At 61.9% G+C, this 22,396-nt stretch carries 20 protein-coding genes and 1 pseudogene; 10 read left to right on the forward strand and 11 right to left on the reverse strand.

The window, feature by feature from the left end; all coding sequences use genetic code 11:
- Positions 1-121: 121 nt before the first annotated feature.
- Positions 122-286, reverse strand: a complete 165-nt coding sequence (locus HOY34_RS05655; protein ID WP_172360732.1) for a hypothetical protein — start codon at positions 284-286, stop codon at positions 122-124.
- A gap of 523 nt (positions 287-809) precedes the next feature.
- On the opposite strand from HOY34_RS05655, the gene HOY34_RS05660 reads away from it, so the two are divergent.
- Entirely contained in the window at positions 810-1,472 is a 663-nt protein-coding gene (locus HOY34_RS05660; protein WP_172360734.1) for a hypothetical protein, read from the forward strand.
- Between the two features lie 32 nt (positions 1,473-1,504).
- Here the strand turns inward: HOY34_RS05660 and scpB are convergent, their stop codons facing one another.
- Entirely contained in the window at positions 1,505-2,140 is a 636-nt protein-coding gene (scpB, locus tag HOY34_RS05665; protein WP_172360736.1) for an SMC-Scp complex subunit ScpB, read from the reverse strand.
- A 2-nt stretch (positions 2,141-2,142) separates the two neighbouring features.
- Positions 2,143-2,844 (reverse strand): annotated as a pseudogene (locus HOY34_RS22005) (DUF1403 family protein).
- Positions 2,845-3,302: 458 nt separating this feature from the next.
- Here HOY34_RS22005 and HOY34_RS05680 point away from each other — a divergent pair.
- The 4 genes from HOY34_RS05680 (at position 3,303) to HOY34_RS05695 (ending at position 8,288) form a co-directional block, all read left to right on the forward strand.
- The gene (locus HOY34_RS05680) at positions 3,303-4,358 is read left to right on the forward strand and encodes a tyrosine-type recombinase/integrase (RefSeq protein ID WP_172360738.1); all 1,056 of its coding nucleotides are present in this window, start codon (positions 3,303-3,305) and stop codon (positions 4,356-4,358) included.
- Between the two features lie 378 nt (positions 4,359-4,736).
- Positions 4,737-5,936 (forward strand): plasmid partitioning protein RepA, encoded by a 1,200-nt coding sequence (gene repA, locus HOY34_RS05685; RefSeq protein WP_172360740.1) that lies wholly within the window; start codon positions 4,737-4,739, stop codon positions 5,934-5,936.
- Entirely contained in the window at positions 5,936-6,880 is a 945-nt protein-coding gene (gene repB / locus HOY34_RS05690) for a plasmid partitioning protein RepB (protein WP_172360742.1), read from the forward strand. Before repA ends, repB begins: the two co-directional genes overlap by 1 nt.
- Before the next feature lie 250 nt (positions 6,881-7,130).
- Positions 7,131-8,288, forward strand: coding sequence for a helix-turn-helix domain-containing protein (locus HOY34_RS05695; protein WP_172360744.1), 1,158 nt, complete (start codon positions 7,131-7,133; stop codon positions 8,286-8,288).
- A gap of 42 nt (positions 8,289-8,330) precedes the next feature.
- Here HOY34_RS05695 and HOY34_RS05700 read toward each other — a convergent pair whose 3' ends face one another.
- The gene (locus HOY34_RS05700; protein WP_172360746.1) at positions 8,331-8,621 is read right to left on the reverse strand and encodes a hypothetical protein; all 291 of its coding nucleotides are present in this window, start codon (positions 8,619-8,621) and stop codon (positions 8,331-8,333) included.
- 241 nt (positions 8,622-8,862) lie between these two features.
- On the opposite strand from HOY34_RS05700, the gene HOY34_RS05705 reads away from it, so the two are divergent.
- Both HOY34_RS05705 and HOY34_RS05710 read left to right on the forward strand, forming a co-directional pair.
- The gene (locus tag HOY34_RS05705; protein ID WP_172360748.1) at positions 8,863-10,917 is read left to right on the forward strand and encodes a calcium-binding protein; all 2,055 of its coding nucleotides are present in this window, start codon (positions 8,863-8,865) and stop codon (positions 10,915-10,917) included.
- Positions 10,839-12,593, forward strand: a complete 1,755-nt coding sequence (locus tag HOY34_RS05710; protein ID WP_172360750.1) for a calcium-binding protein — start codon at positions 10,839-10,841, stop codon at positions 12,591-12,593. The genes HOY34_RS05705 and HOY34_RS05710 overlap by 79 nt, the downstream gene beginning before the upstream one ends.
- 96 nt (positions 12,594-12,689) lie before the next feature.
- Here the strand turns inward: HOY34_RS05710 and HOY34_RS05715 are convergent, their stop codons facing one another.
- From HOY34_RS05715 to HOY34_RS05745, 7 genes are all read right to left on the reverse strand, one after another.
- Entirely contained in the window at positions 12,690-13,475 is a 786-nt protein-coding gene (locus HOY34_RS05715; protein ID WP_172360752.1) for an L-fucose dehydrogenase, read from the reverse strand.
- Between the two features lie 3 nt (positions 13,476-13,478).
- A complete protein-coding gene (locus tag HOY34_RS05720) occupies positions 13,479-14,753 on the reverse strand; it encodes an L-fuconate dehydratase (RefSeq protein ID WP_172360754.1) in 1,275 nt (424 codons plus the stop codon).
- A complete protein-coding gene (locus HOY34_RS05725; protein ID WP_172360756.1) occupies positions 14,750-15,592 on the reverse strand; it encodes an ureidoglycolate lyase in 843 nt (280 codons plus the stop codon). Before HOY34_RS05725 ends, HOY34_RS05720 begins: the two co-directional genes overlap by 4 nt.
- A 102-nt stretch (positions 15,593-15,694) precedes the next feature.
- A complete protein-coding gene (locus HOY34_RS05730; protein ID WP_172360758.1) occupies positions 15,695-16,639 on the reverse strand; it encodes an ABC transporter substrate-binding protein in 945 nt (314 codons plus the stop codon).
- A 105-nt stretch (positions 16,640-16,744) separates the two neighbouring features.
- Positions 16,745-17,770 carry an ABC transporter permease gene (locus tag HOY34_RS05735; protein ID WP_172360760.1) on the reverse strand — a complete coding sequence of 342 codons (1,026 nt, stop codon included), beginning with the start codon at positions 17,768-17,770 and terminating at the stop codon, positions 16,745-16,747.
- Complete coding sequence (locus tag HOY34_RS05740) at positions 17,767-19,269, reverse strand: sugar ABC transporter ATP-binding protein (protein ID WP_172360762.1); 1,503 nt, start codon at positions 19,267-19,269, stop codon at positions 17,767-17,769. The genes HOY34_RS05735 and HOY34_RS05740 overlap by 4 nt, the downstream gene beginning before the upstream one ends.
- 11 nt (positions 19,270-19,280) lie before the next feature.
- On the reverse strand, positions 19,281-20,027 hold the full coding sequence (locus HOY34_RS05745) for an SDR family oxidoreductase (RefSeq protein ID WP_172360764.1): 747 nt from the start codon (positions 20,025-20,027) through the stop codon (positions 19,281-19,283).
- A 126-nt stretch (positions 20,028-20,153) separates the two neighbouring features.
- Here HOY34_RS05745 and HOY34_RS05750 point away from each other — a divergent pair, with 126 nt between their 5' ends.
- From HOY34_RS05750 to HOY34_RS05760, 3 genes are all read left to right on the forward strand, one after another.
- A complete protein-coding gene (locus tag HOY34_RS05750; RefSeq protein ID WP_172360766.1) occupies positions 20,154-20,945 on the forward strand; it encodes an IclR family transcriptional regulator in 792 nt (263 codons plus the stop codon).
- 166 nt (positions 20,946-21,111) lie between these two features.
- Positions 21,112-21,939 (forward strand): cyclase family protein, encoded by an 828-nt coding sequence (locus HOY34_RS05755; RefSeq protein WP_172360768.1) that lies wholly within the window; start codon positions 21,112-21,114, stop codon positions 21,937-21,939.
- A gap of 13 nt (positions 21,940-21,952) precedes the next feature.
- Positions 21,953-22,357 (forward strand): carboxymuconolactone decarboxylase family protein, encoded by a 405-nt coding sequence (locus HOY34_RS05760; protein WP_172360770.1) that lies wholly within the window; start codon positions 21,953-21,955, stop codon positions 22,355-22,357.
- Positions 22,358-22,396: the final 39 nt, after the last annotated feature.

Raw genomic sequence — 22,396 nt, forward strand, 5'->3', positions numbered from 1 at the left:
AGCAGCTGCAGTAAGAAAAAAGAAGGAGACACACCCAACCTTGACCCCAGCTTGAACCAAAATCCATAATCAGAGGTGGCTCACTTCTCGGTGACAAAACCGGCTCAGTTCCGCGTGAGATTCAACAGCGTGGGTTCAGAGACAAGAGTGCATCCGGCCAGAATTTTCCGGCGTCGTACTGGGCATCGATCTCGGATTTCAGGTCGGGTGCCCGGATTGCGCCGAATGAACGCGAAAAGTGCTCGTAAGCGCCGATCAACTGGTGGTCAAATTCAAACGCTTTCATTGCAGCCCTTGTCCATCGGAATTCTTCCGGTTTTCAGAAATGCAAACGCTCAGCGCAAGGCCGTGTTTACAGATCCAACGAGTACAAGCGTCCGGAAACGCGTGGTTTTAGTGCTCTTGCTGTGACTGTGAAGCGTCAGCTGCACCTACGTCAAGCCAAGGCCGCAACGGGGAATGTCATATCTCAGCGGCCGACAAGTATAGGGCTGCCACCTTAGCCTGCGGTGATCGCCGTGCAGCGCCCCGACATGCTTCAACTACTATTATAATGCATAATTACAAAGCGATACCTAAGCTTCGATGAGCTCAGCCTCAACAAGTCCGTGACGCCATCCCAACGGACCAACAACCCATAAAAAATGGAAACTTGGCCTCAGGACGAAAAAACCCGCCGCAAACGCGACGGGCTTTCTGCAGATCTTACGACGATGAGGGAAGGCATACACCCGCGAACCTCAAAGCCTTGCTTACCCAAGATAGGTCACTATGGTCTTCGGGTCAACATCGCTATACCGCAACAATCCATGCCGACACGCTTTTCGAACCAGCTGATTCTTGATCTCGAGGCGGTGCTGTCGCCTCCCCGGTTTGCCACCTATCTGCGTGAAGCCGGTGGAGACCGTCAGAAGGCCATGGCCCTCTATTGCTGGAACACGGATGTATCGGCGGCGTTCTACGTCATGTTGCAATTCTGCGAACTGTCGATCCGAAACGGGGCGGTTGAGGCGATCGAGTCGGTTTTCGGCGCGAACTGGCATCTGAACCGAGGTTTTGTCTACACTCTCCCCGCACCTACGAAGGGCTACAGACCCCGAGAAGACCTGACGGGCTGCGCTGCGAAGCTTCCCACGGCCGGCAAGGTAGTCGCCGAACTGAAGTTCGCCTTCTGGCGCTTCATGTTCCTGAAGGGGCAGCAGCCTCGGATCTGGGATCATCATCTAGCCCGGACCTTCCCAGGCTACGACAAGGCGCTTACGCTTTCGCAGGCGCGCGCCAGGTTGTTTGATGACATCGACCAAGTGAGAAAGCTGAGAAACCGGATCGCTCACCACGAGCCGATCTTCGCTCGCAACCTCGCAGAGGACCACGCGCGCATTCGCCGGATCATCGAATGGCGACGCCCAGACGTAGCCGCTTGGTTGGACGGCACTCAGCAGGTTACCGCCCTTCTCGCCAGCCGACCCTGAACAGACTGAAAATCATGAGGTCGGGGGGGAGATCATTCGCCTTCACCAACAATCGGCAGATCCAGCGCGATGTCAGCTGCAGGCTTCAACAGTCCGGCATCTTCCAGCGCCTCAAGGTCCGGCAGGTCGCGTAGGGTTTCCAGTCCGAACTGCACCAAAAAACCCGCTGTGGTGACATAGGTGTAGGGCGCACCGGGTTCGGGGCTGCGCGGACCTCGGGCGATCAGGGCCTGGCGGTGCAGCCGTGCAATCAGATCTCGGCTGACCTCGCGGCCGGTCAGGCGCGAGATCGCACCACGGGTCACCGGCTGCATATAGGCGATGATGGTCAGGACAAGCGCTTCATTCTGGGTGAGATCGCGAACAGCTTCACCCTCGCCGCGCGCTGCCCGGATCGCCGCCGAATGTTGCGGCCTCGTGCGGAACTGCCAGCCGCCTGCGATGCGGGCAATCTCATAGGGTCGCCCCACGAGTTCGGCAGCAATGTCCTCGATCAGCAGGTCCAGCGCGCAATCCCGACCGACCACTCGGGCGAGCACCTCCCGCCCCACCGGCTCGGAGGCGGTGAATAGCACAGCCTCAACCCGCGCCATCCATTCCCGCCAGCGCAACGCCTGCGGCAGCTCGGCGAGTTCGGTGTCCAGTGGCTCGGCGGTTTTCGAGGCCATGGTCACAACCCGTAAAGCCGAAAGGTCGGTCGCCCGGTAAGTTCACGCACCAACCCCAGCGAGGTCAGCCGATCAAAGAGCCGCCGCGCCGCACGATCACTGGCCTCGGCCCCCGCCTGAGCCGCCAGCGCATCCTCCGTCAGGAGCCCGGTGATGATGGATGCTGTGTCCTTTCCCGGCCGCCGCAAATGCGCGGCGCGCAACGCATCGGCGCGGCGGGTCAGCTCGATGTGCAGATCGAAGGCGGCAACCGCCCCCCTGCCCTAGGCACTTGCGCAGGCCGCAAGCCACGCCTCCCCTTCCAGCCGGAGGGCTGCCCGCGGCAAATGAGCGGCGAGCAGCGACACCGGCCGGTCCCAGCCGAGTGCTCGAGCCAAAAGCGCATCCGCCAGCCAGAGCGCCAAGCCGCGATGGGCCGGGCCTAGAGCGAGAATCTCGCGCCCGGTTTCAGCGGCAAAGCGCAGCGGCGGCTTGCGGCCGACAAATCGAGCACCGAGGTCGCGCAAAATCTCCGCGCTCGGCTCGGGTGGCAGGTCAAAGAAGCCGGGCAAGCGCGCGGGCCACTCCGCCGATCTCAACGCCCGCGCCTCGCCCAAGGCGCGCCAGCCGATCAGCATCCGCCCGGCGGGGCCGGGATCATCACCGGGGTTTCGCAGCGCGAAGGCATCCCACAGCTGCGCCTCGCCTTCCCTGCGCCCTTCCAATTGGGAAATCGCCGCTGCGCTAGAGAGCGGCAGCCGCTTGCGCCAGAGGATGCCGATCGGGCGTCGGACCGGGCAATCGGATCGAGAACCGCGAGGGCTGCCCCGGTGGAAAATATCGCTGTTTCAACATCATCGCGGCCCGTGCCCTGCCGGATCCAGCGCGGCATAGCCGGAGGACTTTTGGGTGGCAGGAGAGACTTTTCGGCAATTTTCATAGTGGGACGCTAGCAAGTATCGGCGTTTTATTCTAGTTTTACTTGCAATATCCGCCGCGCCTGTCTCTCTTATATAATGTCCAATAAGATTGCATTATCGGTTGTCTTTGAGTTTAATGCAGAAATAGGCCATCTGCCACATCAGGACGCGGGAAATTGTCACGCCGCCTTCTGGCATTGGCCCATAGCAACCAGGATCAACCTGCGGCATTACCGCCGCGCCAAAACCCATCGGGGCAGAAGATGAACAACGAGGCAGACAGCGGCGGCTCGGCATCGACGCCCCACTCCGTCCTGCGGCAAGAGCACCAGCCCCCCGCCCTGCGCGATCTGGCAGAGCGGGCGCGCGGCTATGCCGAGGCCGCAAGCTCTGCAAACACCCGCAAGGCCTATGCCGCCGACTGGCGCCATTTCTCTGCCTGGTGTCGCCGCGAAGAGCTGGACCCGATCCTGCCAGACCCCCGGATCGTCGGCCTCTATATTACGGCCTGCGCCAGCGGTGCCAAATCGGTCGGCGGGCGCCGGAATGCAGTCACCACTATAGAGCGGCGGCTCTCCGCCCTGGTCTGGGCCTATACGCAGCGCGGCCATAGCCTTGACCGCCGCGACCGCCATATCGCCACGGTGCTGGCCGGGATCCGCAACAGCCATGCCCGCCCGCCGCAGCAGAAAGAGGCGATCCTGCCCGAAGATCTGATCGCGATGCTCGACAGTTGCGACCAGGGCAGCCTGCGGGGCCTGCGCGACCGGGCGATGCTGCTGATCGGCTTTGCGGGGGGCCTGCGCCGATCCGAGATCACCGGCCTTGATGCCGGGCGCGACCAGTCTGAGGACGGCCGCGGCTGGATCAGCATTCTGCCGGGCGGCCTGCTTGTAACGCTGCGCGGTAAAACCGGCTGGCGCGAGGTCGAGATCGGGCGCGGCTCTGCCCCGGCCACCTGCCCGATCACCGCCCTGGAAAACTGGCTGAATTTCTCACGCATCACCCGTGGCCCGCTGTTTCGCCGCGTCACCGGACGCGGAAAAGAGGTTGGGCCGATGCGCCTGAACGACCGCGAGGTCGCAAGGCTGGTCAAACGCGCCGCCCAGGCGGCGGGCTTGCGGGGTGACATGCCCGAGGAAGGACGCCACAGGCTTTTCTCGGGCCACAGCCTCAGGGCAGGTCTGGCCTCTTCCGCCGAGGTCGATGAGCGGCATGTGCAGAAGCAGCTTGGCCATGCCAGCGCCGAGATGACCCGCCGCTATCAGCGCCGGCGCGACAGGTTCCGGGTGAACCTGACCAAGGCGGCCGGGCTGTAAGACCTTGCAACAAGCGGCCTGGCGCAAGGAATCGCCCCCTGCCCCGCCGGACGCTGAAATGGGGCACGAAGGGCGCTGCCGTTCCTGCGGGCTATGCCGCCAAAAGGAACGGAAAACTATCAATCCCACCTGCAGATCAGCCTGTTGATAGGTCTGTGCATTATTTAAATCATTTATTTTCAGCTTATTACGCGACATCAGAGCCACCATGCGCCATCGGAAGGAACGATATTTTGCGCGACATAGCGCGAAATGCGTTCCGTGCAGGCAAAACAAATTCTTGCCACAGAGGCCGGATCGCGCCATAGACTGGACGCTATAAAGCCAAAAATCGGGGAAAAAGCGTTCCAAAGCCCCGACAGTTACGCGAGCGGACAGATGACACAAGCGCTTCATGAACATCTCATGGGCTTTGCGAAGGATCTGACAGCGGCCCTGCGGGCCTTGTCAGAGCGCTCTTTTGCACCCCATGAGGCCAAGACCCTGCGGTCTTTCTCGGCAGGCGAGGCCAGCTATTACCTTGGCGTGGCCGACGGCTATCTGCGCAAGGCCCACCACGAGGGGCGCATCCCCGAGGTCGGAATCGGACCCGGGGGTCGGCGCAAATACACCGCTGCCCAGATCCATGAGATCCGCAGCGTGCTGGCAGCAACCGCCAAGAACCCCGACCAGTTCCGCCCCGGCCGCCACGATCTGGCGAAAGACGAGATGCAGGTTCTGGCCTTCGTCAACTTCAAGGGCGGCTCTGGCAAGACCTCGACCGCGATCCATGCCGCGCAAGAGCTAAGCCTGCGCGGGCTGCGGGTGCTGGCGATTGACTGTGACCCCCAGGCCTCGCTGACGACCTTCTTCGGCTATCAGCCCGAGATCGACTTCTTCGACGGCGGCTCTTTCTATGACGTGATCCGCTACCGCGACCGCGACAGCGGCGAGGGCCCGAAGCCGATCACCGATGTGATCCGCAAAAGCTGCTTCCCCAACCTCGACCTGGTGCCGGGCGGCATTCAGGTTGCCGAGTTCGAACATGAAACCCCCGCCGCGCTGAGCCGGGGCGAGCTGCCGGTGTTCTTTGACAAGATCCGCGCCGCGCTGCAGGTGGTGAAAGATGACTATGATGTGGTGGTGCTCGATTGCCCGCCGCAGCTGGGCTATATCACCATGTCGGCGATCTGCGCGGCCCGCAATATCGTGATGACGATCATCCCCGAGCGGGTCGATCTGGCCTCGGCGGCGCAATTCCTGAACATGGCCGCGTCTTTGACCGAGGTCTTGCACGAAAATGCGGGTGTCGGGCTTTTCGACAATTTCCGTTTTCTGCTCAGCCGCTTTGATACCAATGTGGCGACCCAGGTGGATTTCGCATCCTTCATCCGCGACCTCTTTGGGGATGCCGTGATGAAGGCGGCCTTCCTGAAATCCTCGGCGATCAGTGAGGCGGGTGTCTCGCAGCAGACCGTGCTTGAGGTCGACCTGTCAGAGATGCGCAATCGCAAAACCTATGAGCGGGCGATCCAGTCCGTGCATGAGGTGGCCGAGGAACTGCATGAAATGCTGCAGGCAAACTGGGGGAGGCGCTGATGCGCAGGGATCTTCTGGCGTCCAGTCTGAAGGCCGTTCGTGACGGCAAGCAAACGCCCCCGACCGAGCCGGAACCAAAGGCCCGGCGTCCGGCGGGGATCCTCGATGTGCAGCGCGGGCTTGATCAGCTAAGCGCAGGTGCGCCGCGGTCAATCGACACCGCGCAGATTGCCGACAGCGCCATCCGCGACCGTTTCGACATCACCGATGGCATTGAGGATCTGGTCACCTCGATCAGGGCCTCGGGGCAGCGGTTGCCTGTCTTGCTGCGCCGCGTTCAGGGCGCCGCCCTGCCCTATGAGGTGGTCTATGGCCGCCGCCGGATTGAGGCCTGCCGCCAGCTGGGCATAGAGGTCCAGGCCTATATCAGCGAGATGGACGACCGCGAGGCGCTGATTTCGCAGGGCCTGGAGAACGCGGCCCGGCTGCAGCGCAGCTTTATCGAACAGGCCGTCTATGCCGATCGGCTGCTGAACCACGGCCTGACCCGTGACGAGGTGACGGGCATTCTGGCGGTCGACAAGACGATGATCAGCCGGATGCTGGGGGTGGTCAGCACGGTGCCCGCGGCGGTGATCGCGGCGATTGGCCCCGCGCATGATTCGGGCAGGCGCCCCTGGCAGGCGTTGCGCGATTCGGTTATCGCGCGGCCCGACCTTGCCCCCCCTGCCCTGCTGGCGCTGATCGATCCGGCGCTTCCCAGCAATGACCGACTGCTTGCGGTGCTGAAAGGGCTGAAAGCCCCCTCGCCCGAGGTCACCGAACCCGCGCCTGCCGAGCGCATGGTTAAGCGCGTTTTAACCCCGGGCCTGCAGGTGGAGCGGGAGGCGAAACGTCTGACCCTGCGGCTGTCAGGCAAGGAATTCGCCGGATTTTCAGAGTTTGTGGACGCCCGGCTGGATGATCTGCTGGCAGAGTTCAGGGCCTCGTCCGAACCGAAGTAACAATTGACCAGTGGTCAAATTAGGTAACAAATCGGACCCTTCTTGACCACTGGTCAATACCCGGCCAGCAGGTCGGGTATTTCAACGAAACAACAAGAGGGAGCAGACGTTAAGGCAAAAAAGAAACCCCCCAAAAGCGGTTGGCTTTCAGAGGGCTCCGATTAGCATTGACACCTATTTCGTAGCCCACAATTCGAATCAGCGCAACACCGATTTTGGTGAACGGATTTGGTTTGCCGTCTGAAAATTCATGAAACAGACAGAATGCACGGTCGGGCAGACCGCTGCAGCGGAGATCTGTGTCCAATCCACACCCTTTGCGGCGATGGATATGGGCATGATCAGCCGTCAGCCTGCCTTTCGCCCCGTCACCCGCCGCCAGGTCATGGCCGCGGTCAATACCTGTGCCCGTGATCTGGGCCTGCGGCCAGGGTCAGTTGTGGTGTTGGATGCCTTGCTCAGTTTTCTGCCGTGCCGGGCAGAAACGGGCCAGGAATGCACAGTCACCCCGGCAACCTTGCTGACCATCTATGCCAGCAACCAGACCATCGGCTTTCGCACCAGGGGGCTGACCGAACGTCAGCTGCGCCGTCACTTCGATGCGCTTGAAAAGGCCGGGCTGCTCTGCCGCCGTGACAGCGCCAATGGCAAGCGCTTTCCGGTGATGCGCGCGGGCAAGACCATCGGCGCATTCGGCCTGGATCTGTCGCCGCTTTTCGCCCGCGCCGACGACTTGCTGGCACTGGCCCTGAAACGTCGTGAAGAGGCCGAAGAGCTGCGCGGGATCCGTGCCAGAGTTCTGCGGATGCGCGCCGCCTGCCTTGAACTGCCTCTGCAAGACACGGTCGCAAGCTTTATCGACGGATTGCGCAATCTGATGCGCAGGACCACTTTGACCCTGGTCGAGGCGCGGGCTGTCTTGCAACAGCTGACCGCCCTGCTGACGGGCCAAAAAACAATCGATCCCGCAAAACCCAAAGAAACCGGTGCAGCGGATCTGACAGCCCCTGCCGCGTCAGAACCAAGGCAATCTGCCCCTTTGCCCAGGGTCACGCCCACAGAACCAAAGATGCAAACTGACGCAATGCCCGCCTCTGACGGACATAATGACCGTCACAAAGAGCCAAAGTCAGATACAAAAAAAATCAAGTCAGGCCGGTCAGCTGTCCCCGAGTGGTCTGAGCTGACCCATCTCAGCGCCTTTTATCCCGAACCGAACGGCGAAAGAGAAACTCTCGCCATCGCGTTTGAATTCGGAAGAATGCTAAGAATAGGTCAGGATCTTTTGGTCAGCGCAGTTGCGAAACTGGGCCTTTGGCCGCTTTTGCACCTTCAGGATCGAATGGCAGCACAGGTCGAAACGATTGCACATCCGGATGCCTATCTGCGGGCGGCATTGAAAAGATGATCCCCTTGATGACCCTGGTCAAACATCCGTCAGGAAAGCGGGCTATTTGTTGCTGTCTATCCAGCGCGACAAAAGCTGCCGGTCACGGAAGCATTCATCCGGAATCGCCCGCCGTTTATGCCGCGCAATCCGCTCTGCAAAGGCCACCTGCTTTGAGGTTGGCTCAGACCCGCCCACGGGCTGCAACCTGGCCTGCGCCTCTATCCAGCTGCTCAGCCTTTGGCGATCATGCTGAACATCCCAGGGCAACAACGTCCTGTTGCGCAATGCCAGAGACTTCGCATAGGCGATCTGGCGGGGGGTAACGGGCAGGCCGAATTCAGCGGTTTCCATGGCTGGACCTCCATGTTCATCTGTTTACAGATTTAGAACATAAAGGGAACATTTTCAAGTGCGCTGAAAGAACAGATGGCAGAACTCAGCTGCTGCGACCTGTGATCCCTATATTGTCAGCCGCAATCTCTTTGGTAAGGTGACAGGGCGGTGGCTTTTATATCCGGTATGTTTTTGGGTCAGGGGAGTGTTTGGTATGTGTTATTTGTGCAGCCTGGAGCCAGGGGCCGACCCTCTCGCGATGTTTGACACGCATGTCACGCCAGCCAGCCAGGCGGCGGGCGATACCCCCCGCATCGTGCTGCGCGCCATGACAGGTGGTGCGGGCAATGACTCTTTGGTTGGGGATGCGGGCGACAACCAGTTGCAGGGCTTCGCCGGGGATGACACATTGCGCGGCCTGGGCGGCAATGACACGCTGATTGGTGGGGCAGGGGCCGATGTGCTGGATGGCGGCGCGGGCCGCGATCAGGCCAGCTATTCTGACGCGACGGCGGGGCTGCGGGCGGATTTGCTGTTGCCCGCGACCAATACCGGATTTGCGGCCGGAGACAGCTATATCAGCATTGAGGATCTGGTGGGCTCGGCCTTTAACGACACGCTTCTGGGCGATGGCGGGGCCAATCGGATCTGGGGTGCGGCCGGGAATGACCTGCTTTATGGGCGCAGCGGCAATGATACGCTGTTTGGTGGCGCCGGCAATGACACGCTTTATGGCGGGGCAGGGGCCGATGTTCTGGCCGGGGGCGATGGCCGCGATCAGGTGAATTACTCAGATTCGACCGCCGGGTTGCGGGTCGATCTGGCCGTGGCTGCAAACAATACCGGGATTGCCGAGGGCGATACATTCTCTGGCATCGAGGATGTCATGGCGACGGCCTTCAACGACACCGTCCAGGGCGACAATCTTGCCAATGCCATCTGGGGCGCAGCGGGCCACGACTATCTGATGGGGCGCGGCGGGGACGACAGCCTTTATGGCGGGGCGGGGGATGATACGCTGATCGGCGGCGCGGGGGCGGATCTTCTCTCGGGCGGCGATGGGCGTGATCAGGCGAATTATGCCGATGCGACGGCCGCGGTGCGGGCTGATCTGCTGACGCCTGCGACCAATAGCGGGATTGCCGCAGGCGACAGCTATGCCAGCGTCGAGGATCTTTCCGAATCGACCTATAACGACACACTTCTGGGCGATGGTGGCGCCAATGGGATCTGGGGGCAGGCCGGCAATGACCTGCTTTATGGGCGCAGTGGCAATGACACACTGTTTGGTGGCGCGGGCGATGACACGCTTTATGGGGGCGCAGGGGCCGACCTTCTCTCGGGTGGGGCCGGGCGTGATCAGGTGAACTATTCGGATTCCGGCGCCGGGTTGCGGGTCGATCTGGTTCTGGTTGCAAACAATACCGGGATCGCGGCGGGCGATACATTCTCTGGCATCGAGGATGTCGTGGCGACGGCCTTCAACGACACCGTCCAGGGCGACAACCTTGCCAATGCCATCTGGGGTGCGGCGGGCCACGACTATCTGATGGGGCGCGGCGGGAACGACAGCCTTTATGGCGGCACGGGGGATGATACGCTGATCGGCGGCGCGGGGGCGGATCGTCTCTCGGGGGGGGATGGCCGCGATCAGGCGAGTTACGCCGATGCAACCACCGGGCTGCGGGTCGATATGCTGACCCCTTCGGCCAACACCGGGATCGCTGCAGGCGATATTCTGGACGGTATCGAGGATCTGCGTGGCTCAGAGCATCATGACACGCTGCAAGGCGATAATGCGGCCAATGCGATCTGGGCGGCAGGCGGCAATGACGTTCTGCACGGGCGCGGTGGCGACGACAGCCTTTATGGCGGCGCGGGCAATGACGTGCTTTACGGCGGCGCCGGCAGTGATCTGCTGGATGGTGGCGCGGGCCGCGACCGGGCACAATATTCTGACGCGAACAGTTGGGTGAGGGTCGATCTGCTGACGCCTTCGGCCAATGGCGGGATTGCGGCGGGCGACACCTATGTCAGCATCGAGGACCTCTACGGTTCGGCATTCAATGATGTGCTGCTGGGTGACAATCTGGCCAACGCAATCTGGGGCGCGGCCGGGAATGACCTGCTGCGCGGGCGCGATGGTGATGACAGCCTTTATGGCGGCGCGGGCAATGATACGCTGGCGGGGGGGCGGGCAGCAACCTTCTTGATGGTGGCGATGGCTTTGACGTCGTGGATTTCTCTGATGCCACAGCCGGAATCCTGGCTGATTTCGCCCCCCTGGCCAATAATCCAGGCGGCAATACCCTGATCAGCATCGAGAGCGTCAGCGGCTCGGGTTATGATGATACGATCCGGGGCGGGGCGCTGGATGATCAGATCTGGGGCGCTGACGGCAATGATGTGCTGTCGGGGGGGCTGGGCAACAACGCGCTTTATGGCGGTGAGGGCAACGACACCTTTATCGGCGGGGCCGGGGCCGATAGCTTCTTCGGTGGTGCCGGACGCGATCTGGTGGATTTTTCAGCCTCGGACAGCGCCGTCTGGGTTCGTTTTGATTTTGCGGGCTGGGACTCTGGCGGTGATGCTGAGGGGGACAGCTTCTCAAGCATTGAAGACTTTATCCTTACCAGCCACGGCGACCGTTTTATCGGTGATGCGGTGTCAAACCGGATCTGGGGCGGCGGTGGCGATGACGTTATCGATGGCGGGGCCGGGGATGACAGTCTTTACGGCGGCAGCGGCGATGATAGTCTGATCCCGGGCGAGGGCGCTAATCTGCTTGACGGCGGTGAGGGCAATGATCGTGCGAATTACAGCTTTTCCAGAGAGGCAATCCGGATCGATCTGGAGGCGCCATCTGCAAGCCTTGGTCCGGCTGCGCAGGATACTCTGATCAGCATAGAAGGCCTGTACGGAACGCGCTTTAACGACACGCTGCTGGGGGACGCCGGTGAGAATGTGCTTTCTGGCGGCCTTGGCAATGACTGGTTGGCTGGCCGGATGGGTGATGACTCTCTGCACGGCGATTATGGCGATGACAGTCTCTATGGCGGCAGCGGCGATGACACGCTGAACGGTGACCGTGGCGCAGACATTCTCGATGGGGGCGATGGCTTCGATACCGCAGTATACACCGGCGCACTCCACAAAATTTATCTCGATCTGGCGAACATGGCGGATAATCAGGGGGATGCGGCTGGAGACACCTATATCAGTATCGAAAGAATCGTAGGCACATACTACAGTGACACGATGCTGGGTGACGATCAGGGCAACATCTTCGAAGGCCGGACTGGTGCCGATCTGATCGATGGCCGCGCTGGCAATGATACGATTGACGGTGGCTCGGACAATGACACCATTTATGGCGGTCTTGGCGATGACTCGTTGCTTGCCGGCTTCGGTGATGACCTGGTTTATGGCGGTGCGGGCAATGATTTTATCGATGCAGGCTATAACAATGATTTTGCCTATGGGGGTGTTGGAAACGACACGATCGAGGGGGGGTATGGCGATGACAGGCTTTACGGCGAAGACGGCAACGATGCCCTTTATGGCGGCTATAATTCAGATCTTCTTTATGGCGGGGCAGGGAACGACACTCTCTATGGCGGTCACAACGCTGACACCCTCGATGGTGGGGCAGGGCTGAACCAGCTGTTTGGCGACCGAGGCGCAGATGTATTCGTCTTTTCGACAGCGCTGGCCGCTGGCAATGTCAGCACGCTGGCGGATTTCTCGCCTGCCGAAGACATCATCCAGCTGAGCGCGGCAATCTTTACCGGGCTGACACCAGGCGCGCTGGCGGCATCTGCTTTTACGAAGGGTCTCACTGCGACCACAGCCGGGCATCGGCTGATCTATGACGACAGTTCGGGGCGGATCTATTATGACGCCGATGGCAATGGGGCAGGGGCTGCGGTGCATTTCGCAACCGTATCCGACTGGACCAATCTGACCGCATCGCATTTTGTGATCGTCTGATCCGATGCCGTAACTGAAAAGCGCGGCCCCGAAACGACGGGGCCGCGCTTTTGCTTTTCCGACCTGCGACTGACCTTTGCGGTGCTGCCGCAGCTATCACATACCCTGTGCGCCAAGCGCCCGGTCGAGATGCGTATAGCCGCCGTCAGGGAACAGCCATTGCCCGGTTGTATGGCCTGCACGTTCCGACAGAAGGAAAGCGCAGGTATCGGCGATTTCATGCGCCGTGGTCATCCGCTGACCCAGCGGAATGCGGCGGGTGATCGCGGAAAGCGCGCTTTCGGGGTCGGGCAGGGTATCCAGCCAGCGGCGGTAAAGAGGGGTCATCACCTCGGCCACCACGATGGCGTTGACGCGCACGCCGTCGGGCAGGAACTCGGCCGCCCATTCGCGGGTCAGGCCCAGCTGCGCCGCCTTTGCCGCCACATAGGCCGAGGTGCCGCCCTGACCCGTCAGGGCCGTTTTCGAACTGATGTTCACAATCGAACCACGGCTGGCCCGCAGGTCAGCCGCCAGCAGATGCACCATCGTATAATAATGGATCAGGTTCTGATCGAGGCTGGCGCGAAAGGCCTGAGGTCCCTTGTCCAGCCCGACACCATCATTGGCGCCTGCATTGTTCACAAGGCCGTAGACCGGGCCATACTCGGGGCCCAGATCCGCCTGCAAAGCCGCCACCGCCTGCGCACAGGCCGCGTCATCCGACAGCTCGGCCTCATAAAAACGTGCCCCGGTTTCCGCCAGCCAGGCGGGGTCGGGGGCGCGGCGGGCAATCACCGCCACCCGCGCCCCTTCTTTTGACAGAACCTCGGTAATGCCCTGGCCGATACCCGAGGCACCGCCCGTCACCACCACGACTTTACCGCGCAGGTTCAGATCCATGTGTCAGCCCCGGAACGTATAGGTTTCAAGGCTTTCCGGTTTCATCTCAATCGAGAAGCCCGGCAGTTTCGGCGGCATATAGGCCGCATTCTCGATCACGCAGGGGTCGATGAAATGCTCATGCAGGTGGTCAACGAATTCGATGACGCGGCCTTCACGGGTGCCTGCGATGCACAGATAGTCGATCATCGACATATGTTGCACATATTCGCAAAGCCCGACGCCGCCTGCATGCGGGCAGACCTTCAGGTCGTATTTCGCCGCCATCAGCATGACAGCCAGCACCTCGTTCAAACCACCCATGCGGCAGCTGTCGATCTGGACGACGTCAATCGCGCCTTCCATGATGAACTGCTTGAACATGATGCGGTTCTGGCACATCTCGCCGGTGGCGACCTGGACAGGCGCGACGCCCGCGCGGATCTTGCGGTGGCCTGCAACATCATCGGGCGAGGTCGGCTCTTCGATGAACCAGGGGTTCACGAAGGAAAGTTTCTTCACCCAGTCGATGGCCTGATCGACTTCCCAGACCTGGTTGGCGTCGATCATCAGATTGACATCGGGGCCGACCTCATCGCGGGCGATGGTCAGGCGGCGGATATCGTCTTCCAGATCGCGGCCGACCTTCATCTTGATGAATTTGAAGCCTGCATCGACGGCCTCACGGCACAGGCGGCGCAGTTTCGCATCATCATAGCCCAGCCAGCCCGCCGAGGTGGTATAGCAGGGATAGCCCTCACGTTTCAGGGTCTCGACGCGGGCGGCCTTGCCCTCGGACTGTTTCGTCAGGAAATCCAGCGCCCATTCGGGGGTGATGCAATCGGTCAGGTAACGGAAGTCGATGCAGCGCACCAATTCCTCGGGCGACATATCGGCCACCAGCTGCCAGACGGGCTTGCCCTCGGATTTCGCCCAGAGATCCCAGGCGGCATTGACCACCGCACCCGTTGCCAGGTGGATCGCGCCCTTGTCCGGCCCGATCCAGCGCAGCTGGCTGTCCGAGGTGACATGGCGCCAGAAGCGGCCCATATCCTCGGCGATCCAGGCCAGATCCAGACCCACGACCAGCGGCTTCAGCGCATTGATCGAGGCGACGCAGATCTCATTGCCGCGCCCGATGGTAAAGGTCAGCCCGTGGCCTTCATGCGGGCCATCGGTTTCCAGAACCACATAGGCCGCCGAGTAATCGGGATCGGGGTTCATCGCATCGGAACCGTCCAGCGATTTGCTGGTCGGGAAGCGCACATCAACCGTGCGCAGACCTGTGATTTTTGTCATGCCTTCACCACTTTCTGCATCTGCTCGCCAAGGCCATCAATGCCCAGCCGCATCACTTCGCCGCCCTTCAGATAGACCGGGGGCTTTTGCCCCAGCCCCACACCGGGGGGCGTTCCGGTGGAAATCACATCGCCCGGCTGCAGCGACAGGAAGCGCGACAGATAGGCGATGATCTGGGGCACATTGAAAATCATCGTCGCGGTCGAGCCGTTCTGATACCGCTTGCCGTCAACCTCAAGCCACATGCCCAGATTGTTCACGTCAGTAACCGCATCGGCGGTGACCAGCCAGGGGCCGATCGGGCCGTGGGTGTCGTGGCCCTTGCCCTTGTCCCAGGTGCCGCCGCGCTCGATCTGCCATTCGCGTTCCGACACGTCATTGACGACGCAATAGCCTGCGACATGCGACAGGGCGTCAGCCTCGTCGATATAGCGGCCGCCCTTGCCGATCACCACGCCCAGCTCGACTTCCCAGTCGGTTTTGGTCGCGCCGCGCGGCACTTCGACATCGTCATTCGGGCCCGAGATCGCGCTGGTCCATTTGTTGAAGACCACCGGCTCTTTGGGGATATCCATGCCGCTTTCGGCGGCGTGATCGGCATAGTTCAGGCCGATACAGATGAACTTGCCAACCCGGCCGACACAGGGGCCGATGCGCGGATCACCGGAAACCTGCGGCAGGCTTGCGGGATCAATCGCCTGCAGACGGGCCAGACCCTCGGGGGTCAGCACATCGCCAGCGATATCGTCGATATGGGCCGAAAGGTCACGGATGCCGCCAGCGGCATCAAGCAGACCGGGTTTCTCGTGACCCTTCGGGCCATAACGCAGAAGTTTCATCTCTTCCTCATGGATGGGATCCCTTGACCGGGACAGGCGCGGGGGATCCGGGGCAGGGCGGGGGCCTGAGCCCCCGCCCCAAATCTGAACAACCGGATCGGATCAGTCGTAAAGAACGGCTGCGATGGTCGGATCGTCGATATTGGTGGCGTCATACCAGTAGAAGCCGGTGTCGATGATCTTCGGCAGCTCTTCGCCTTTCGAGGCTGCAAGCGCCGCCTTGACGGTTTCATAGCCGATGCCGACCGGGTTCTGGGTCACGGCGCCTGCCATCAGGCCTTCGCGGATTGCATCGGTCTGTGCCTTGCCGGAATCGAAGCCAACGATGGTCACATTCGCCTTCATCTCGCGCACGCCATTGACGACGCCGATAGCCGCGCCCTCATTGGTGCCGAAGAAGCCCTTGATATCGGGGTTGGCGGCCAGGATCGCCTTGGTGATCTCGGTCGATTTCAGGTGGTCGCCATCGCCATACTCAACAGCCACGATCTCGATATTGGGATATTTCGCGGCGATTTCCTCGACAAAGCCGTCGCGGCGGTCGATCCCGGTCAGCGAGGTCTGGCTGTGGCTGATCACCGCAACCTTGCCCTCGCCGCCGATCAGCGCGCCCAGCTTGTCTGCTGCCAGCGCCGAGGCGGCTTTGTTGTCGGTGGTGGCGGTGGCCACCGGGATGTCGCTTTCAACGCCCGAGTCGAAGGCCACGACCGGGATCCCGGCTTCCTGGGCCTTGCGCAACAGCGGGATCACGGCCTGGCTGTCCAGCGCTGCGATGCCGATTGCGGTGGGCTTATTGGCCAGGGCTGCCGAAAGCATGTCGATCTGCTTGTCGACCTGGGTTTCATTGTCGGGGCCGTCAAAGGTGACTTTGACGCCGAATTCCGCGCCGGCCTTGTCTGCGCCCTGTTTTACCGCCTGCCAGAACTGGTGCTGGAAGCCTTTCGAGACCAGCGGGATATAGATTTCCTCCTGGGCCTGCGCCATGCCTGCGCCGCCGAGGATCGAAAGTGCGGCTGCCGCACCCATCAACTGCCGTCTTGTGAACATGGTGTCCTCCCTTTTGTTCAACAAAATCACGTCGGTTACGAAACTTATATCCGCGGGTCTGCGCCCGAAGCCTGTGCCTGAAGCCTGCCCCCGATCCGTAACGGATCAGGCGGTTTTGCGGCGGCGCAGCTGGTCTGCATAGACGGCGACGATGATGATCGCGCCCGTCACCACGGTCTGCCATTCCGGCGCAACCGACAGCACGCGCAGCCCGTTGGTCAGCACCGCCATGATCAGCGCCCCGATCAGCGTGCCCAGCACCGTGCCGCGACCGCCCGAAAGCGAGGTGCCCCCGATAACCACTGCGGCAATCGCCTCAAGTTCATAGCCAAGCCCAAGCGCGGGCTGCGCCGAGTTCAGACGGCTTGAGATCAACAGACCCGCGATGCCACAGATGCCGCCCGCCAGCGCATAGATGGCGATCTTCCAGCGGTCGGTATTGACGCCCGAGAGACGCACCGCCTCTTCGTTCGAGCCAAGCGCGAAAGTATAGCGGCCCAGCACCGTGCGCCCCAGGATCCAGGCCACCACAGCCGCCACCAGGAACAGCACCAGCACACCATTGGGCAGCGGGAACGCCGGGATGATCTTGCCAACCAGCGAGCCGGTCGAGATATCGGTATAGCCGGGCGTGTCGTTGAAATAGATCGGCTTGGTGCCGGTTACGATCAGCGAAAGACCCTTCAGGATCAGCATCATGCCAAGCGTGGCGATGAATGGCGGGATTTTGGCCCGCGCCACCAGCGTGCCAGAGATCAGCCCGCAAACCGCCCCCGTGGCAATCGCCGTCGCCACACCCAGGATCAGCGGCGCGCCCAGCCATGTCAGCACGACCCCGGTGATCACCGCGCAAAAGGTCATCATGGTGCCGATCGACAGGTCAATGCCGCCGGTGATGATGATCAGCGTCACGCCGATCGCCAGCACCCCGTTGACCGAGGTGGCCTGCAGGATCGACAGGATATTGTCGACGCGGAAGAATTTGTCGGTCATCCAGGAAAAGACGATGACCAGCACGATCAGGCTGGCAAAAGCCAGCAGCTTTTGCTGTGCCCCGCCGCCCAGAATGCCGCCCTTTGCACCGTTTTCGGCGGCGGCCGGTTTCGTCTGCTGGCTGGTTTCGCTGCTCATGCCGCCATCCCTTCACGTCTTGTCGCAAGTTTCATGATCTCTTCCTGGCTGGCCGTGCCAGGCAGGATTCCGGTCAGGCGTCCCTCGCACATGACCGCGATGCGGTGGGCAAGGCGAAGCACCTCTGGCAGCTCACTGGAAATAACAATAACTGCCTTGCCCGTTGCTGCCAGTTCGTTCAGCAGGCGGTAGATCTCTGCCTTCGCCCCCACATCGATGCCGCGGGTCGGCTCGTCAAAGATCAGGATGTCGCAATCGCGCAGCAGCCATTTTGCGATGACCACCTTTTGCTGATTGCCCCCCGACAAAAGCCGCACTTCCTGGGCGTCGCCGGGCGTGCGGATGCTAAGCTGTCCGATATAGCCTTCGGCGATGCGACCCAGCTCTGGCTCATTGATGGTGCCCAGCGGGCTGGCAAAGCGCGACAGGCTGGCCATGGCGATATTGGCACGCACATCCATCGTCAGCGCCAGGCCGAATTGCTTGCGGTCCTCAGAGAGGTAGCCGATCCCGGCGCGCACCGCGTCACTGGGGGTGCGGATCCGGGTGGCGCGGCCATTGACCAGGATCTCGCCTTTGTCGCAGGGCTCGGCGCCAAAGATCGCGCGGGCCAGCTCGGTGCGGCCTGCGCCCATCAGCCCGGCAAAGCCAAGGATCTCGCCCTTTTTCAGGCTGAAGGAAATGTCGCGCAGCTCGCGTTTGCGCCAAAGCCCCCTGACTTCCAGCGCGGTTTCCGCCGCCGAGAGATCGGGGATCGCGGATTTCTCTTCGGTCAGCTCGCGTCCGACCATCATCGAGATGATCTTCGAGATCGGCGTTTCAGAGGCGGGGACGGTATCGACCCAGGCCCCGTCACGCATCACCGTGACCCGGTCAGATATGCGTTTGATCTCATCCATCTTGTGGCTGATATAGATCAGCCCGACGCCATCGGCCTTCAGCGCGGCGATGATGCGGAACAGCTCTTCGATCTCGGCGTCATTCAACGCGGCGGTCGGCTCGTCCATGATCAGCACGCGCGAGCGGTAAGACAGCGCCTTGGCGATTTCCACCATCTGCTGGCCTGCGATGCTGAGGCTGCTCATGGGGGTGCGCGGGTCGATGTTCAGGTTCAGCCGCGACAGGATCTCTGCCGCATCGGCATTCAGCTTTGTCTCATTGATGCGGCCAAAGGAAAGACGCGGCTCGCGGCCGATCCAGATATTCTGGCCGACCGTCAGATCGCGCATCAGCGCCAGCTCCTGGTGGATGATGCCGATTCCCAGGCCTTGGGCCGTGGCGGGATTGGGCAGGCTGACCTCAGCCCCGTCAACCAGAATGCGGCCCCCATCGGGCTGATAGACGCCGGACAGCACCTTCATCAGCGTCGATTTTCCGGCCCCGTTCTCGCCCATCAGCGCATGAACCTCGCCGGCGCGCAGGTCGAAACTGACGGATTTCAGGGCATGAACACCAGGGAAGCGCTTTTCAATCGCCTCCATTCTGATCAGATCGGTCATGGTCGTCCCCCTCAGATCGTCACGCCGCCATCGACCAGCATCGCCTGGCCAGAGACGAAACGGCTTTCATCCGACAGAAGGTAAAGGACCAGCGGCGTGATATCCTCAACCCGGGCCAGGCGGCCCATCGGCTGGCGGGCGATAAAGTCCTTCTCCGCCTGCACCGGATCGGCGGCCGAGGCGATGCGCCCGCGCAGCGACGGCGTATCCACAGTGCCCGGGCAGATCGCATTGCAGCGGATGCCCTGTTTCACGAAATCGGCGGCAACCGCCTTGGTCAGCCCGATCACCGCCGCCTTGGTCGCGCCGTAAGCGGTGCGGTTGGTGAAACCTTTGATCGAAGAGGCCATCGAGGCCATGTTCAGGATCGAGGCCGTGCCCGTCACCTCGGCCCGCGCCAGCATGCCCGGCAGCAGGGCCCGGGTCAGCCGCATCATCGAGGTCACGTTGACGGCAAGGCTTTGCTCCCATGCGTCATCGGTCAGATCAAGGATGCTGCCATTGGCGACGATGCCCGCGCAGTTGAACAGCCCGTCCAGCCCGCCTTTGGCGTTCAGATCGGCTGCAAGATCCAGGATCGCTTTGGGATCGGTCACGTCCAGAACGCGGGTCTCGATCTGGCCCATACCGGCCAGCAGATCGGCACGCAGATCGGTTGCGATAACCCGGGCGCCCTCGGCTGCCAGCGCCTCGGCGCTGGCCCGTCCCATGCCCTGTCCGGCCGCCGTGACCAGCACCGTTTTGCCGTTCAGCCGCATGAGACCCTCCCCAGTCCTGCTATTCTGATATGAACAGAGTATTCAGATATGAAACTTGTGCGCAAGCGGTTTCTTGCAAGGGTTGCGATTGCTGGCTAGCTTTGCGCGATGGGGCAGGGGGAAATCATGGCAGAACAACAGACGGCAGAGCATCTGTCCGAAGAGGGCGAAGGCAGCGCGGCGGCAGACCGCTACCGGGCGCCCGCTTTGGACAAAGGCCTTGATATTCTTGAGGTTCTGGCCGACCAGGCCCGTGGCCTGACCCGGTCCGAGATCGTGCGAGAGCTGGGCCTGAGCCCCTCGCAGATCTATCGCATGTTAGAGCGTCTGGTCTCGCGCGGTTATGTCAGTCGCGATGAGGGGGGCGACCGCTATGCCCTGACGATGAAGCTGTTCCAGCTGTCCACCCGCCACCCGCCGCTGCGCCGTCTGGTGGCGCAGGCGCAGCCTCTGATGGATGAATTTGCGCGTATTTCCCGGCAATCGTGCCATCTGGTGGTGCCCGATCGCGGCCTTGGCCATATCATCGCCCAGGCCAGCCCCACCGGGCATTGGGAGTTCCGCGCCCGAATCGGCGGGTTGCTGGACCTGTTCACCACGGGCTCGGGGCTGACGTTGCTGGCCTTCCAGCATCCCGACCGCGTGATCGAGACCCTTGGCACCTGGGGTGTCGCTGACGCCCGGGCCAGGCTGGATCCCGTCGCGCCCCAGCTGCAGGAGCTGCGCCGCCTTGGGTCCAGGACCGAGCCTTCGGGCCATCTGGTGGGCGTGACCGATATCAGCGTCCCCGTCCTCAGTCCGCGCGGCGAGGCGATTGCCGCGCTGACCTGCGCCTTTATCGAACATCCCGCCGAAAGCGGCACCGAAAGCCGTGCCGATGTGCTGGCGGCTTTGCAGGCGGTGGCGCGGCAGCTGTAATTGCAAAGCCCCGTTCTCTCTTTGCTGCCCCGGGCAGCAGCCGCCTTCTCTTTGCGGGCGGGGGCGGTGCGAATGCGGAAAAACGCTTGACCGGATCGGCCCGCGCCCGGTTCTCTGATGGGATCTGCCGCAAGGGCAGGGGATCACAACATCAGAGGGCTTTTCCATGTGCAATGCCTGTATCATTGAGGGTGCGAAACATCACATGCTGTCGCGGCGGTCGCTGTTTTCCGGCGCGGCGATGGCGGGGGCGGCCAGTGTCGCGGCGGGTCTTTCCGCCGGGATCATCGGCGCAAAACCCGCCCTGGCCGAGGCCTCTGGCCGCGTTGTCGATCTGACCCATACCTATGACAGCACCTTCCCCACCTTTGACGGCAAACCCGGCATCCTGATGGAGCCCGACAAGATCTTCGATAAGGACGGATACCAGCTGTATAAGCTGACGATTTTTGAGCACACCGGCACCCATATCGACACGCCTTTGCATTTCTCGGCCGATGGCACTTCGGTTGACGAACTGGAGGTCGGCAATCTGATCGCGCCGCTTTGCATCATCGACATCACCGCCAAAGCCCGCGATGACGCCAATGCCACCGTCGAGGCCGAGGATATCGAGGCCTGGATCGCCGCGCATGGCGAGATCCCCGAGGGTGCCTGCGTGGCGATGAACTCGGGCTGGACGGCAAAGATCGGCCAGCCGGACTGGCGCAATGATGCGGCGGGAAATCTGGCCTTCCCGGGCTTTGGCAAATCGGCGACCGATCTTTTGCAGCAGACCAAAGCCGCCTCGATCGGGGTGGATACCATGTCGCTGGATCCGGGCAATTCGGCCGATTTCGCGGTGCATTATTCCTGGTTGCCCTCAGGCCGGTTCGGGATCGAAGGGCTGGCCAATCTGGAGAGCCTGCCGCCCAAAGGCGCCACCGTTTTCATCGGCGCGCCAAAGCACCGGGGCGGCACAGGCGGCCCGGCCCGCGTGATTGCGGTTCTTTGATGGGGGGGCTTTGATGGCGGTATTGCCCCCCCTCAGCGACGCGGATGCCAGCCCCGAGGCGCGGGCGGTGTTTGACCAGATCCGCGCCTCGCGAAAGACCGATTTCATCAATAATTTCTGGCGTGTGCTGGCCCATGATCCGCCGCAGCTGAAAGCCACCTGGGAAAGGCTTTCGGGGGTGATGGGGCCGGGGTCGCTGGATCCTTTGGTCAAAGAGCTGATCTATATCGCGGTCTCGACGGCGAATGGCTGCAGCTATTGCATCCATTCCCATACCGCCGCCGCCCGCGCCAAAGGCATGAGCGAGGCCCAGCATGCAGAGCTGATCGCGGTGATCGGCATGGCGGCGCAGACCAATGCCATGGTGACCGCGCTGCAAGTGCCGGTGGATCAGGTCTTTCAGGCCGAATTGCCCTGAAACAGGCCCGGCGTAACGCCTGCAGCAGAGGGCCTGCAG

It is taken from the genome of Pseudogemmobacter hezensis, from assembly GCF_013155295.1.
GTDB classification, from domain to species: domain Bacteria; phylum Pseudomonadota; class Alphaproteobacteria; order Rhodobacterales; family Rhodobacteraceae; genus Pseudogemmobacter; species Pseudogemmobacter hezensis.